Source organism: Leptospira borgpetersenii serovar Javanica (assembly GCF_003046425.1).
Lineage (GTDB): Bacteria > Spirochaetota > Leptospiria > Leptospirales > Leptospiraceae > Leptospira > Leptospira borgpetersenii.
Map to the genome: position 1 here is coordinate 72,501 of NZ_QAJG01000010.1, position 14,720 is coordinate 87,220.

Below are 14,720 nucleotides of genomic sequence, written 5' to 3' on the forward strand. Positions count from 1 at the left end.
GAACTCCGTCGAATAAAGTCGGCTCCGCAATTTGTGTACTTTTTCTCGTTTGTAACGTTTCTACCTTTTCGCAAACAGTCCCGGGTGAACCTAAAGATTCAAAGGAAAAATTTCCATCCGATCGGGAGTTAATCGAAACGGGAAAGTTGGAATCTATTCGAAAGAAAACTTATCTTGGATTGAAAGGAATTAGAGTTTCTCTTTTAAACTTTGGAAAAAAACAAGATTTGGATAAGCTTGCCGCTGATTACGGGCAAGCTGAAACTTTTTATATAAAAGCGGAATACGGGAAAGCCGTGACCGCGTTTGAGGATATTTTTAAAACGATTGTTTCTTTGGAAGATACAATTCGTAAAGACTACGAAAGTAAGACAATTCAATTGGGACAGGAATTGATTCCTATAATTGTGTCAATTCGGTTAGATGAAAAAAGCAAAAATAGATCGATCCTTCCAGTGTTAGAAAAGTATTATACTCGTTTCGGAGAAACGTCGAGGACTTCTTCCAAAGAATTAGAAAAGGGAGAAAGGACTTCGGCTCTTTATTATCAAAAACAGTCTCTTCTTTCGCTTTACCAAGCTAAGATACTTTTGGGTAGGACCGGGGACTCTGGACTTTCTTTTTCGGATAAAATTTCCAAGAATAAAATTCTCGATTCCGATTACCTAAAACCGGAAGAAGTGATTTATTGGGATGATGCGCAAGGTCATTTGAATACGGAGGCGGAGGAAGAAAGAAAAAAGGATAGAGCGAAAACTTTAAGGTGGTACGAATTAAAAACGGGGATTTTTTCCGAAAAATCACAGAAAAGGAATGAAGCTAAAAATTAGGATTTTCCTTCCTCAAAGTCTTATTGGTACGAATAAAACTAGAATATTTGAAATACTGAATATATGATTCTTTTTTATGGAAAATGTTTGTCCAGTGCTCGCATCGTAAGAAGTTATTTTTTTACTGTAGTTATCCCATTTGTATGGTCGCTCTATAAGGAGAAGATCGTGCAGCTTGACATTTTCGGTAAGATCCGAGAAAACGTAAGACTTTCGCTTTTTTTGAATCGTTTGATAAATTTCAGAACGTTCCGTAAAAAACTTTGGATTTGTTTTTTGATTTTTCTTGTGTTTCCTTCCTGCAGGAGAGGAAGTTTTGATCGAGTCAAGGAATCCAGTCTTCAATATCTTTGCAAAAGGTATCTTCTTTTTTGCGATCGTATCGTCGTTAAGATTGATATGTTCGACTGTGATCCCTTGCACAATATGTATAAAAGCGATGGAACTCATTATATCGATCGAGAAATTCTAGTAGATGACCTCACTGTGGAAAAAGAGGAAAAAGAGATGGAATTTTTCGATCCGTATTCCGAAAAAAAAGCTAAAAAAGAAAAAGTAAAAGATACAAGTTCTGATTTCGGAAAAAACATTCGGATCGATTCTCGCAAACTCGTTCATATTTTCGATACGGAACGTGGAAAAAAAACGTCAATGGCAAGCGATGAGAAATCCATCGAGGAGATTCGGCCTTGTTATCCGGTAAGACCGCAGTACAATCAGGAGTAACTTGTTGAACGATTTATTTAACGTAAAAGGCAAAACGGTTTTAGTGACCGGATCCACTCGTGGGATCGGAAGACATCTTGCAGAAGGTTTTAAAAACGCGGGAGCGATCGTTTATGGAACGGGTTCTTCAGAAGAATCGGTCAAAAAATTTGACGGTTCCGGCATTAAGGGATATACCGCGGATATTCGTCAACAGGATGTAATGGCGCCAATCATGGAGTCCATCGTTGAAAAACACGGAAAACTTGATGTACTTGTAAATAACGCCGGAATTGCTTCGAATAAACCCGCCGCTTTTTTAAAGGAAGACGAGATCCAATCTATCGTTCAAACGAATTTTACGGGCGTATTCAGAGCGTGTGCGGCTTATTATAGGATTCACAAAAAGAAAGGCGGGAATATCATTAATGTTGCTTCTATTCTTGGAATGAGGGGAACGAAGTTTGCCTCCGTCTATTCCGGGACTAAGGGAGCGGTTATTAATATGACTCGCGCTCTCGCTATTGAGTGGATAAGTTCCGGTTATCGTGTGAACTCGATTTGTCCCGGTTTTATCGATACGGATATGACGGAAATGATCAAAGAAAAGCCGGACGTTTTGGAACAAATGATGAATTCAATTCCAATGGGAAGACTCGGAAAGCCGGATGATCTGGTAGGCGCCGCGATTTTTTTTGCGAGCGATGCGTCCGCTTATGTTACCGGACAAACAATTGTAGTCGACGGAGGGATTACCGCAGGACTTTAAAAGTAAGTCTAATCTTTAATGATTCTTTTTCTTCATCCTATCAATCCCGAAAATAGAAAACTCCAACAGATTTCAACCAAATTGTTGGAAGGGGGCGTTTATATTTTTCCGACGGATACGGTTTATGCTTTGGTTGCGGATTCTCAATCTAAACTCGGTGTTGAAAAATTATATGAATTGAAAAATATTCCGAAAAACCAACCGCTTTCTTTGATTTGCCCTAGCATTTCAGTTGCTTCCAATTATATCGAGTATCTTTCAAACGAAGCATTTCGTTTGATGAAAAAAATCACCCCCGGGCCGTTCACGTTTATCACACGCGCCAACAAACATTTACCGAGAGTTTCTTTTTCCAACCAAAAAGAGAAACAGATCGGAATTCGAATTCCGGACGCGATTTATTTGCAAAGTTTATTGAAGATTCATCCTAATCCTTTGACTTCCACTTCCGTCTTTGCAAACGATGAATTCATTATCGAAGTTGATTTATTGGAACAAATATACGGAGCCCGTGTGGAAGGAATTGTCGATGGAGGAATCGTAAAAGTGGAGCTTTCTACGATTTTAAATATGACAAACGACGAAATGACGATCATAAGAGAAGGAAAAGGATTTGAATTTTTGTAGTTGATGTCGAATTAAAAGTTTCTTTGGTAGATTCCTGAAGACTCCGATTCAAAAAGGTATAAAACTAAATAAGTTTCCGTCTTTTTACCTAAGACGCTTCTATTTTTATAAAAGGTTATTTGGGTGCGTTTGTTATGAAACGATTTCCATATTTTTTTTGTGTCTTTTTTCTTTTTTACAATTGTGCCGTTAAACCCGTAGAAAACGCCTGCGACATGAGCGGTTCTCTTTTTTACAGATCTTTATTACTGAACTTTCTTGTAACTTCGGGACGAGGTTCGGTTTGTGGAATTAACGCTAAATTATCTCAACCGACAATCCTTAATGTAAAATCGAAAGGCCTTTTAAATACCGGATTTTTAATCGGAGAATTAGATTCCTCGGCATTGGGAGTTCAAGTCGCTTTGGATTCGGGTCCGTTCGTGGATGCGCAAATATCAGGAACTCAGTGGCGATTTCAACTTCCCGCTGCGGGCATTCCGGCTACAATTCCTACGACAGGTGTTTGGAAGGATTGGAGTTTGCATACGATTTCGGTTCGATCCATTTCCGGAGGATTGACTTCTTTTCCGGTCACGATTGACGTTCAAAAGGGATTGAACAAGGACATAAACGGGGACGGTTATCCGGACGCTTTGATTGGTTCTCAAGTTGCAAATCGTGTAAGGGCTTATCTTTCTCTTGGAAAATTAAAAGGTTTAGATTCTGCTCCGGTAACTTTGTTGAATGGTGCGGGTGGTTTCGGTTATTCCGTTAAGTTAGGGGATATCGATGGAGACGGATATGCGGATGCCGTTGTTGGAAGCGCGTCGAATACATTCGAGGTTTATCTTTCGCTGAGATCAACAAGCGGGCTTTCGACTACACCGGTCAGTTCCATTCCTATCGGCACCGGTGGCTTACTCAATGTGGATGTAGGTGACATTGATGGGAACGGTTTTTCAGATGTTTTAATCGGCGCGCCGTACGATTTGGGGAACATCGGGCGGGTTTATTCTTATTTGTCAAATTCGGTTGTGGGACAAGGAATTACGTTCGGCCAACAATTGAGCAATCCGGGAAATGCGGGAAGTGGTTCGTTTTATGGGTATGCGATCGCATTGGGTGATGTGAATGGCGACGGCAGATCGGATGCAATTGTCGGAGCTGTGGGCTCTGCACAAATCGGTGCGTCTTTTGTTTATCTTGCTCAAGGAGCCGGAACTTTTACCACTTATTCTCAAACAATTACGGGTTCGGCCGTAAACGAATGGTATGCAAATTCAGCCGTTGTAACGGATGTAAACCGAGACGGTTTTGTGGATTTATTTGTGGGCGCTTATCAGGAGTCTGCTGGGGCCGGTAGAGTACATTTATACTTATCTAATTCTGGCGCTTTTGTTAATACAATCAACGGCCCTGTTTCGGGAGTGCCCGGATCTCAAACGGGAACTTCGGTTACAACCGGAGATGTCAATGGGGATGGGTTTTTGGATCTTCTTACGGGAGGCTATTCTTATACCTCTACCTATCCGAGTCAGGGGCATGCGGTTACGTACTTGACTACGGGTAATATACTCGGCTTAATTACGAGTTCACTGAATTTTTTAACAATGGCGGTTAACGTAGGAAATATGGGAAATTCGATCGCATCGGGGGATATCAATGGGGACGGTTTCAGTGATGTTCTAGTTGGAGCTCCTAGCTCGGTCGGTGGAACCAATTTTGGAAACGTTTATCTTTATTTATCTGATGGAGCGGGTGGATACACAATATCTTCACAAATATTTTCCGAACCTGATATAAACGGAACATTCGGAACTTCCGTAGATTTATGATCTATGAAATCCACTTTTTCCATTCTTCTTCTTTAAACCCTACAAAACCGAAGCCATCCCCAAGAACAAAAGGGCGTTTAACCAAGTTTCCGTTTTTAGAAAGAAGGTCCAGTTGTTCCTCAAGGGACAGGGATCTGAGTTTGTCTTTGAGACCTAATTCTTTATAATCTCCGCCGGAAGTATTGAAAAGTTTTTTCGATTCGTTGCCCACATATTTCAACATTGTTTTAAGTTCCGTTTTTTTAGGAGGAATTTCCCGAATCGGTAATATTTCCAATTCCACTTTTTTGCTGGAAAGAAATTTGAGCGCATTCCTACAAGTGGAACAGTTTTTATATTCATAAACTTTCAGTTTCAAAATTATTCTCCTGTTTTGATGATTTACGGTTCTTCTTTTGGGTCAAGTTTTCCTCAGGTTTATGATTTCCAAAGAAGAATAAAGTCCATTTCAAAAATAGGCCATAATATCCTGAAACGGTGTTTGGAAAGCAAGGTAGAGAATTTTCAAGATAGTTCTAGTATTTTTTAACATGAGTTCGGCATAACAAATGCGGAAGCGATCCGTAGAGAGTAGTGCCACTTTAGTTTCTTTTGGGACAGGTTCTGATAAAGAAGTGGAAAAATATCCGACTCAAGGGAGAATTTTCCGCCATAGGCTGAAAAATCTTTTCGTTGAAATGCGTTATTTTAACCGATAGGATTCTTACGGGAAGCTCCTGGCGTGTTGAATAAAAAAACAAACCTAACCGGAAGGCAAAAAGCTGCGGTCTTTCTCATTGCAGTTGGAAGCGAAGTATCTTCCGAGATTTTCAAACATCTCCGAGAAGACGAGATCGAACAAATCACGTTCGAAATTGCGCGACTCGATAAAATTACTCCCGAAGACAAAGAAAAAGTTTTAGTGGAATTCAACGAGCTAATGATGGCTCAAGAATTCATCTCCAATGGAGGAATTGATTTTGCTCGAGGTCTTTTGGAAAAGGCGCTCGGAAACCAGAAAGCAATCGATATTATCAATCGACTCACTTCTTCCTCACAAGTCAGACCGTTTGACTTCATTCGGAGGACCGATCCTCAGCATTTATTAAACTTTATTCAGAACGAACACCCACAGACAATTGCATTGATTCTTTCTTATTTGGATCCCCAAAAAGCTTCGAATATTCTTTCCAATCTGCCTCATACCATTCAGGCGGAAGTCGCAAAACGAATTGCAACTATGGACCGGGTCAGTCCGGACGTTCTTCGAGAAGTGGAACGAGTTCTTGAAAGAAAACTCTCTACTTTGGCTTCCGAAGATTATACGTCTGCAGGTGGTATAGATTCTGTGGTTGAGATTTTGAACCTAGTGGACCGGGGAACGGAAAAGACGATCATCGAAGCTTTGGAAGAAGAAGATCCAGAACTTGCGGAAGAAATCAAAAAGAGAATGTTTGTCTTCGAGGACATCGTTCTTTTGGGCGATCGTGCGATCCAAAAGGTTATGAGAGAAGTGGACAACTCGGATCTTGCAAAAGCCTTAAAGTCGGTGGATACAGAAGTTCAGGAAAAAATCTTCAAAAATATGTCCAAACGTGCGGCAAACCTCCTCCGAGAAGATATGGATTTTATGGGTCCGATTCGGATTAAAGACGTAGAAGACGCACAGCAAAAAATTGTAAACATCATACGTAAACTTGAAGACGCTGGTGAAATTGTCGTCGCCCGTGCCGGTGAAGACGAACTCGTTATGTGATCTAATCTTTCGTTTTTGGAAAAATTTCCTTCGCTTCTAATTCTTTTTGAATGGAATTTGGTTGAATGATTCGGACCCTGAAATTTTTTGCAGTTTTATCGATTTTATCCGTTCTATTTTCGTGCGAATATGATTCGGATTCGGAGGTTTTGGATCTCACACACGTTGAATGGAAGGCGAGTTTAGGAAACCATCTCAAGACTATATTAGAAAAATCGAATATTTCTAGTTCTTTTTCTCAGAATAAAAAAGGAAAGGAGCCCAAGAGTTCGGAAAATTGGAAATTGATTTCCAATTTTCCGGTGAGCTTTAATTCTCTTTTTGAAATACCGGAGCGGTCCGGGTTCCACGAAGTGACTGTAAAAACGGAATTTTCTATAAATCCGGATTCTGTGCTCTTGAAATTGCCGACCGCGATTTATTTTCCAAGCATAGGGGAAAATTGGGAGCTTTATCTCAATGGTTTTTTAATTCGAAAAGAAAAATTTCTAAAACAGACTGATGGGAAAGATGCGACTCCTGCGATTCGAAGATCCCTAAGATCCATAACGTTACCTATTCCTTTCGGTGTTTTAAAGCAAGGCAAGAATACCATTCTTTTATGTATAGTCGGCGGATCGAATCAGACTCCTTATATTCAAAACGATCATTTCGGATTTTATCACGCAGACGGATATAAAATTTCATTACTTCAGAAAATTTATCAATCTAATTCCGAACATTTTAATGTTTTTTTATGTGCAATTTATCTTATATTTGGGGTTTATTATATACTTTTTTATACGATACGGAAGCATGATTTGTATTATCTCTATTTCGGACTATTTTTATTTATTTCTTCCGTCTATTTTTTTTCATCCTCGGATTTAATCTTTAAAAAATTTATTAATCTAAATTCTCAAATGGATAGCTCTCCGTTTTTTAGAGCCGAATATTCTTCTTTGACTTTAATTCTTCCTTTTTTCTATTATTTTTTGAAGCACTACTTTTACTGGAAAGAAAGATCGAACGTAATTCCAAACTTTTTCGTAGTTCTTTTGATCGGATTGTTTTTCGCGATTCTTATTTCCCCGTTTTCCTGGGTGCAAGTTGTTCTTAAAATCTCTCAAATTTCGATGGTTTTCTTTTTGGTTTATATTCTGTTCTTTTTGGTTCAAGCAGTAAGAAAAAAGAAACAAGACTCAGGTAAGATATTAACGGGAGTTTTCGTATGTATCATTTTTGGAATATGGGATTTATTGAATTCGATTTTTGAAATTTTTGGATTTCATTATTCTTTTTTTCCGATCGTTTATTTATTCTTTGTCTTAACAATCATAAACATTTTGATTTTGAAGTACGTTCGACTATACAAGGATATGGAGCTTATTAACGAAGAACTTTCCAATCAAAAAAACGCTTTTTATCGGTTTGTTCCCGTGGATTTTATCAGAATTATAGATAAGGAATCTCCCATATCAATTTCGATCGGGAACAACAAAGAAAAGTCGATGACTATTTTGTCTTCCGATATTCGGAATTTTACAAATATTTTGGAAACGATTTCCTCGAATCAGACGATCGCATTCTTAAATTCTTATCTATCTGAGATGGAGAAGATTGTTTATGAAGCCGCCGGTTTTGTGGATCAATATTCGGGGGATGCAATACTTGCGCTTTTTGCGGATTATAGCGAAAGGGTGGAAAAGGAGAATTTCAATTCCGCCGACAATGCCGTTGAAGCTGCGCTAAAAATGATGAGTGTGGTTCGATCGAAAAGAATACAAAAAAGTTTTTCGATTCCTTGGAATTTGGAAATCGGAATCGGAATCAATACAGGTTCTTTGATTTTAGGAACGGTGGGAAACGAAAGAAGGATCGATACCAACGTGGTCGGTGATGCGATCCACCTTACATCCAAACTTCAATCTCTTACCTATTTGTATCAAGGTAGAATATTAATTTCTCATCATACTTATCTTCGACTTCATAGAATGAGTGAGATTGGAATTCGGATGATCGATTCGGCGTTTCTAAAAGGAAAAAGTCGACCCGTGGATATCTACGAGGTGTTTGAATCCGATCCGGAAGAGATAAAGGAATTTAAACTGAGAACATTGGATCTATTATCTCAGGGAATTTTTGAATATAGATCCGGAAAATTTAGGGAAGCTACTAAAATTTTCAAACAACTTTATCATGAAGAACCCAGGGATAATCTTTCCAAAATTTATCTAAAACGTTGCAAATTATATTCTTCTAAACCTCCGGAAAAAAATTGGGATGGTATTTTTCGATTTCAAACGAAATAAAATTAATTTAGAAGTCTATCTCAAAAGTTTCCTACTATCTTAAAAGATCGTTTGCGGACTCATTATGGTTATTTTCAAACAAGTTCTAAAAACAATTTACAGCGCGTCCCAAAATCTGTAGAAGCGATCTTTAGAGGCGGCACTTTAGTTTTGTGCTTTATCAGCAAGATCGAGCTGGTAACTAAAGCGTTTCGCTTTTATTGGTGCTCGAGGAAACTCAACGTCTCGCTTCTATTGGCGCTCGACGGGTTTTTGTACCGTAATGAAAGTTATCAATTAAATGGGATAAAAAAAGAAATAGGGTAAAACTTTGAAACAAATTTTAGGTATTCTGAAAGGGAAATTACGGATTAGTTTTTTGATTTGCCTTAGTTTGACTTTTTTTAAGATGATTTTTTTCCTCACTTTTTTTTTGTTAGCGGTTTCCGTTTTTTCTTCTGATCTTCCCCATTTTCAGCTCAAAGATCAAAAAGGTAAAATTTTGAATTCTAGAACTTTAAAAGGTAAAACCGTATTTCTTTTAGGTTGTTCGTATGTTGATATCGTTCTTTGCAGAAAACACGGTAGGAAGATTTATTGGAGAATGCAGAATTTGATCGACGAATCCGAAGATTTCGTCGAATTTGTAGCGTTTGTCGATTTAAGAAACGCGCCGGGTGCGGTTCAAACTTATATCAACGAGAACAAATCCAAAAACTACGAATCGATTTTATTAGATCCGGAAGGTATTTTGTCTTCCGGAATTCGACCTAATTTTTCATGGTTAAGAATTTTTTCCCGAAGTAAAAAACAAATTTTTGAATCGTATTACAAAGAAGTAAATGATCAAACTGTGGATTCGCTTTATGAAATCGTACGAAAACAAAGAAAATAAAGTTCGATTTTTCATCTACGTTTTGATTTGTTTTTTTCTTTTTAATTGTGTACAAAAGAAACCACAACAAGCCTCTTTTTGGAAAGAATACCTTTCCCATCAAAAAAATATTTTCAAAGAATATCCGACCGGAGGAATTAGAAATGCCTTATTCGGAAATCTAACTTCGGCGGACATACACTTCTTGCAAGAAAAAGACGATATACTTTCGATCGACTTCTACCTTCAAAAAACGAATCAAGGGTTTAGAAATGTAATTACAACGGAAAAAATTCCTGAGAACGTTCCTTATCGGATCCACGTGGAATATTTTCCGACTTTTTTCAAAGATCAAAAAACGTTTCGAGTGAAGCGGGAGACCGTTTCTATTCTTCCGACATACGGTTATCTTGATTTTTTTCATCACATAGATCGGCTGCAAAATTTCCTTCGCTCCGATTCGAATCATTCTTCCAGACTCGCTTCGATTTCGGATACACATCGTTATCTTTGTTCTGTTTGTCATTGTGATTCGGGGAGAGTAAGGAATGCCTCCTGGCTTCTTTATGAACTGAACGAATCCACAAAAATAGCCTATCCGCAATTTTATAAACGATTCAATAAACTTCTTAATCAAGTGTCATATCGAATTACGATCTTTAAATCGGGAGAATTTCTAAACGGGATCGAATTATATAATGAAGGAACTAAAACCTTCTTAAAAATTCCCGATACTCCCGAAGGTTATTGGAGTAAGCCGGAGATGCTTCAGATTCATGTTTCGTTATTCATCCGGGTTTATGGACTTGAAATCGATATTAAAAATTTGGGATATAAGCTTCATTTTTATTCTTCCAAAAATTATGCAAAAATTACAGGAGGATTTTCGAAATTTCCGGAAAAGAAAATCAGCGGGCGCTTTCTTAATATTTTTCCGCCCGGCATGGTAAATTGGTTCATTCCCGGAAACATGGACGAATACTTTGATGGATATTTTCTTCTTCTTGTGTACGGAAGCAAAGGTAATGAGGGAAACAGGTTCGAATCGGAATTCTTTCAAAACGGAGACAAAATGAAAGTGATTTTTAAATCTCAAGCTGAAATTTTTCAAGATCGTTTTACTCCATTCCATTCCTCGAATGAAAAGGACGACGAACCTTCTTTTTGGGATATGCTACAGAAAAATTTAATCGAGGATTTATCTTGAATCGTACTTAAAGTTCATTTTACCGAAATTTGTATTTTATTTTTTCTCAAAAATTAGAATCTTTCTAAAGTACTTGACTGAGAGCCTAAACTTCAGGATTTATTTTTAATTCTGGTGCTCCTTTTTTTAGAGTACACAAAATTATAATTCAATCGATGAATTGGAGGTATTATGGAAGGAATTGCTCTTTTTACAAGCCAAGGTTTGTATTTCATTTTTAAGTGGATACATTTCCTCGCAGGTGTCGCTTGGATCGGACTACTTTGGTACATTAATTTTGTACAAGGATCTTTTTTTGCCGAGACGGATGCAGATACAAAGAAAAAAGCGACTCAACAATTGGTTCCAAGAGTTCTTTGGTGGTTTCGTTGGGGTGCAATGTTTACTTTTTTTAGCGGCTGGGCGATGATTATCTATTTGATCGTTAACGGCACTACTCTTTCCACCGGTCAATTGCTTGCGGTAATTCTCGGAGGAGGATTGCTTGGAACTTTAATGTGGTTTAATGTTTGGTTCGTCATTTGGCCTGCCCAGAAAGTTGTGATTGCGGCCGCAAAAGGTGAAACTACGGAAAACCCTGCTTCTCGTGCGGCTAGAGGTCTTTTGGCTTCTAGGACGAATACTCTTCTTTCCATTCCTATGTTGTTTTTGATGGGCGCTGCAAGAAATCTTCCGATTTCTTTCGAAATAACAAGTGCACAAGCACATACGTTTTTAGGTGTGATTTTAGTGATTCTCGCGATTGTAGAAATAAACGCGTTAACCGCAACACCAGAAAGCGCCACTTTCAAACCGATTAAAACCGTAAAGGGTGTAATTACTTCAGGTTTTGTTCTTTCTTTGATTATTTATATTCTTCTTGAGGTTCTCCTTTAATCAATGGGGATCCGTAAAAATCGAGGCGGGTTTTCCCGCCTCTCATTCATTTTTATTTTTTTTATTCTCGTTTTTGCAACCTGTAAAGAAGAAGAGAATCTTTCTCCGGAGCAAAAATCGATTTCTCAAGGAAAAGGTTTATATTTGGCAAATTGCTCCGCTTGTCACAATCAGAATCCTGCGGTGGATGGTACTATCGGGCCTGCAATTCAAGGTTCGAATTTCGAATTATTAAAGGCGAGAATTGTAGAAGGAACGTATCCTCCGGGTTATACTCCAAAACGTAAGAGTCGAATCATGACAAAGCTTCCTTTAACTGATGTTCAAATTCGAAACATAGAAGCATTTTTAAATACTCTTCGATAAAAATAATTTCTTATTTTTACTATTAGAGTTGTTGAAAAATTAATTCTTCATCTGTTTCCGTTTCATGAAAACGGTCGATTAAAGCAGTTTTGTTAATCTGAATTATGGAATTTTTCAACAACTCTATTAAAATTCGGATCTAATATCGATTAGTAGCTACTTTAAATTTTGACTATTGGTTTTCTTGTCTTGTGGTAAACGCTTACATCTACCTACGTTTTTCAAGCCCAAGAAGGGGCGTCATTTTGTCTAAGGTTTTGGCATAAATTCTTAAGAGAGCGGCAATGAAATTCGAAAAAATATTCCAACGAATACAGAAAGACGGACTCGAAGCGCGGTGAATTTTTTAAAATTATTCTTAAGATAAATTTGATCTAAAAAAAATTGAAAAATCTTTTCTAAATAAAAAATTGTATTCCCTGAGTGGTAAAGGAATTTCTAAAATAAAAACTTTTACTTTTGAATCATTCGATTATTTTTTTCTCCGAACTGATTTTCATCCTTAGAACTTGTCCCAAAACCTTACGAAATTCAGTGCAATCATTTCATAAGTTCGTAATAGAGCGCGGGTTCTCGCAGATTGGTGATTTATGGATTTTCTAACTGATTTTATCGTTGGAACACTCTCGTAGGAGTTCCTACATCCGAGGTTTTGGGACAAGTTCTTAATTTTTTCCGATCGAATCTCGAACGTTTCTCATAATGTCTATGATCTGAGAATGAACTTTTCCGTTCGATACGACCACTTCCGAGTTTCCAGAAAGAAAATGTTTTCCGCTGAAATCCGTTAATTTGCCTCCGGCTTCGGCGAGAATTACCGAGCTTGCCGCGGTGTCCCAGAGTTTAACTCCTTTTTCCCAGATGCCGTCAAGTAAACCTTCCGCGACCCAACAAGTATCCAAAACAAAAGAGCCTGTTCTTCTCATAGATCTACCACAACTGATGAATGCTGTGATATCGGAGATGACTTCGTTTAATATTTCTTTTCTGTTCGTTGGAAAACTCGGAACGAGCATTGCACGTGCGAGGGATTCCGTATTAGAAACATCGATTCTGAGTCCGTTTTTGAAGGCGCCTTGGGAAAGAATAGCCGAATACTTTGTATTAAGACCCGGAACAAAAACAACACCTGCAACCGGAGATTCTCTATGCTCAAGCCCGATCGCAACACAGTAAAGGGGAATCCCTCTTACAAAGTTCATAGATCCGTCGATCGGATCCAATACCCAGCGAAAAGAATTATTGCCTTCGTGTTTATAATTGTCTTCGGAAAGGATTGAATCGGAAGGAAAGTTTTGTCTGAGATATTCTACAATGAATTTTCCCATCATCTCGTCGGCCTTATGGATTTGATCTTTCTCTTCGGTTTCCGTTGAAAAGGAGAAAGTTTTCAAATCTTTTTGAAGCTTTAGCGCCGACTCTATGAAAATACCGGAGACAGACTGAACGGATTTAATCCTGCGTTTGACTTCCTCTAAGGGAAAATCAATGGGAGGGGCGAGTGGATGGTCCATGGGTTTCTCTTTAAGAAAATTACTTTCGTTTTAAGATTTTCCAAAGCATATTACCGGAGGGCGTTATACCCCTTTCCGTTTCGAAAGAACGAAGCCAGTCGTGCAAAGGTTTTTGTTTCACTGAATCTATAGTCATGCTTTCCGGGGACAATAAAAGATCAATCAAATGCCGAAAGCTTTCAAATTGGTTAAAAATTCTCTCTTGGGAGCCGTCTAAAAATCTAGAACTGATCGTATAAAGTTCCACGTCGATTGGTTCGAAAATCTTACCGGGCTTCCAAATTTCTTTATTGATGTTTAAAATCGAATGAATCATCGAAATCTGCTTGGAATAATCCACGTCGTCGAAAAGTTCTGAATACGAATGTTGGGCTTTATTAAACGAAGAAATCGAATCGACATCGACCATAAATTCTGTCTCTTTATATTTCCGGGTTACGAAATCGACCAAAACACCGTTTTTAAATTCGAAGGACTCTAGGGGAAGAATTCTGGCTGAGAAATAAATTCTCTGAGTTCGAACCGTTGCCGTTTTTCCTTGTACAGGTTGTTTTACGATCATTGGGGTCGGTGCGCCCCCTAAATAAGTAAGTATAAAACTTACTACAAAAACGAATTTTTTATTTTCATTTTTTTGCGAAGAGGGAATCTCTTTGACCAAAAAAAGTTGATTCGATTTTTTTTTCGGCTTTGCGATTGGAAGTACATGACATCCTCCGATCAACTCCGGGATCAATTGTTGTGCTTGTAAAAGAAATTCTTTAGCGGCTGAAAAATCCACTTCGTAAACCGAAGTAGACGGGAGGATAAAACTATCTTCGAATTGGAAGAATGTAGTATGCAAATTATCTACGAAAATCTCGTAAGGACGGTTTTGTCCGGAAACGGATATAAGAATTCGATTCAATTCTTCAATTTGATTTATTTCCAAAAAATTTGTACCTGTTTCATTTTGTTGGAGTTTGTTCCAAAATCTTAAGGGCGCCTACCTCTATAAAATCAACAGAACGTTATAAAGAATTCCTATGCGGAATCGCTCTTTTACGACATTCAAGAATCCTAAAATCTACTTTATAGAGCTTCCCTTGAAATAAATCATTCGGTAAGTCCCATAACAAAATGTGAGTCTC

At 38.1% G+C, this 14,720-nt stretch carries 14 protein-coding genes (1 of these 14 only partly in view); 11 read left to right on the forward strand and 3 right to left on the reverse strand.

The genetic code is table 11. The features are described 5' to 3' along the window. The 5 genes from CLV95_RS09880 to CLV95_RS09900 all read left to right on the forward strand — a co-directional run. On the forward strand, window positions 1-830 hold the 3' portion of the coding sequence (locus CLV95_RS09880; protein WP_002727969.1) for a hypothetical protein. Its footprint begins 19 nt before the window's first position; 830 of the gene's 849 nt are visible here — the last part of the coding sequence; its start codon lies off the left edge, out of view; it ends in the stop codon at window positions 828-830. A gap of 222 nt (window positions 831-1,052) precedes the next feature. Next, entirely contained in the window at window positions 1,053-1,556 is a 504-nt protein-coding gene (locus tag CLV95_RS09885) for a hypothetical protein (RefSeq protein WP_026054813.1), read from the forward strand. A 4-nt stretch (window positions 1,557-1,560) separates the two neighbouring features. Continuing rightward, complete coding sequence (locus tag CLV95_RS09890) at window positions 1,561-2,304, forward strand: SDR family NAD(P)-dependent oxidoreductase (protein ID WP_002728062.1); 744 nt, start codon at window positions 1,561-1,563, stop codon at window positions 2,302-2,304. 18 nt (window positions 2,305-2,322) lie between these two features. Beyond that, window positions 2,323-2,931 carry an L-threonylcarbamoyladenylate synthase gene (locus CLV95_RS09895; RefSeq protein ID WP_002727978.1) on the forward strand — a complete coding sequence of 203 codons (609 nt, stop codon included), beginning with the start codon at window positions 2,323-2,325 and terminating at the stop codon, window positions 2,929-2,931. Between the two features lie 134 nt (window positions 2,932-3,065). Continuing rightward, a complete protein-coding gene (locus CLV95_RS09900) occupies window positions 3,066-4,748 on the forward strand; it encodes an FG-GAP-like repeat-containing protein (RefSeq protein WP_002732301.1) in 1,683 nt (560 codons plus the stop codon). A 1-nt stretch (window position 4,749) separates the two neighbouring features. On the opposite strand, the gene CLV95_RS09905 is transcribed toward CLV95_RS09900, so the two are convergent. Continuing rightward, complete coding sequence (locus tag CLV95_RS09905) at window positions 4,750-5,106, reverse strand: arsenate reductase family protein (protein WP_002727987.1); 357 nt, start codon at window positions 5,104-5,106, stop codon at window positions 4,750-4,752. A 363-nt stretch (window positions 5,107-5,469) separates the two neighbouring features. Between CLV95_RS09905 and fliG the strand changes: the two genes are divergently transcribed. The 6 genes from fliG to CLV95_RS09935 all read left to right on the forward strand — a co-directional run bounded on the left by fliG (window position 5,470) and on the right by CLV95_RS09935 (window position 12,076). Then, complete coding sequence (gene fliG, locus CLV95_RS09910) at window positions 5,470-6,483, forward strand: flagellar motor switch protein FliG (protein ID WP_107694934.1); 1,014 nt, start codon at window positions 5,470-5,472, stop codon at window positions 6,481-6,483. A 149-nt stretch (window positions 6,484-6,632) separates the two neighbouring features. Further along, on the forward strand, window positions 6,633-8,774 hold the full coding sequence (locus CLV95_RS09915; protein WP_002732412.1) for an adenylate/guanylate cyclase domain-containing protein: 2,142 nt from the start codon (window positions 6,633-6,635) through the stop codon (window positions 8,772-8,774). 310 nt (window positions 8,775-9,084) lie between these two features. Then, window positions 9,085-9,648, forward strand: a complete 564-nt coding sequence (locus CLV95_RS09920; RefSeq protein ID WP_002732588.1) for a hypothetical protein — start codon at window positions 9,085-9,087, stop codon at window positions 9,646-9,648. Then, the gene (locus CLV95_RS09925; protein WP_002732579.1) at window positions 9,620-10,834 is read left to right on the forward strand and encodes an LIC10025 family lipoprotein; all 1,215 of its coding nucleotides are present in this window, start codon (window positions 9,620-9,622) and stop codon (window positions 10,832-10,834) included. The genes CLV95_RS09920 and CLV95_RS09925 overlap by 29 nt, the downstream gene beginning before the upstream one ends. 171 nt (window positions 10,835-11,005) lie before the next feature. Then, window positions 11,006-11,710 carry a urate hydroxylase PuuD gene (locus CLV95_RS09930; protein ID WP_002732529.1) on the forward strand — a complete coding sequence of 235 codons (705 nt, stop codon included), beginning with the start codon at window positions 11,006-11,008 and terminating at the stop codon, window positions 11,708-11,710. A gap of 3 nt (window positions 11,711-11,713) precedes the next feature. Beyond that, window positions 11,714-12,076, forward strand: coding sequence for a c-type cytochrome (locus CLV95_RS09935; RefSeq protein ID WP_002730529.1), 363 nt, complete (start codon window positions 11,714-11,716; stop codon window positions 12,074-12,076). Between the two features lie 665 nt (window positions 12,077-12,741). On the opposite strand, the gene CLV95_RS09940 is transcribed toward CLV95_RS09935, so the two are convergent. Then, window positions 12,742-13,590, reverse strand: a complete 849-nt coding sequence (locus tag CLV95_RS09940) for an inositol monophosphatase family protein (RefSeq protein ID WP_002732288.1) — start codon at window positions 13,588-13,590, stop codon at window positions 12,742-12,744. A 19-nt stretch (window positions 13,591-13,609) separates the two neighbouring features. Then, a complete protein-coding gene (locus tag CLV95_RS09945) occupies window positions 13,610-14,521 on the reverse strand; it encodes an LIC_10030 family protein (RefSeq protein ID WP_002732666.1) in 912 nt (303 codons plus the stop codon). Between the last annotated feature and the right edge of the window lie 199 nt (window positions 14,522-14,720).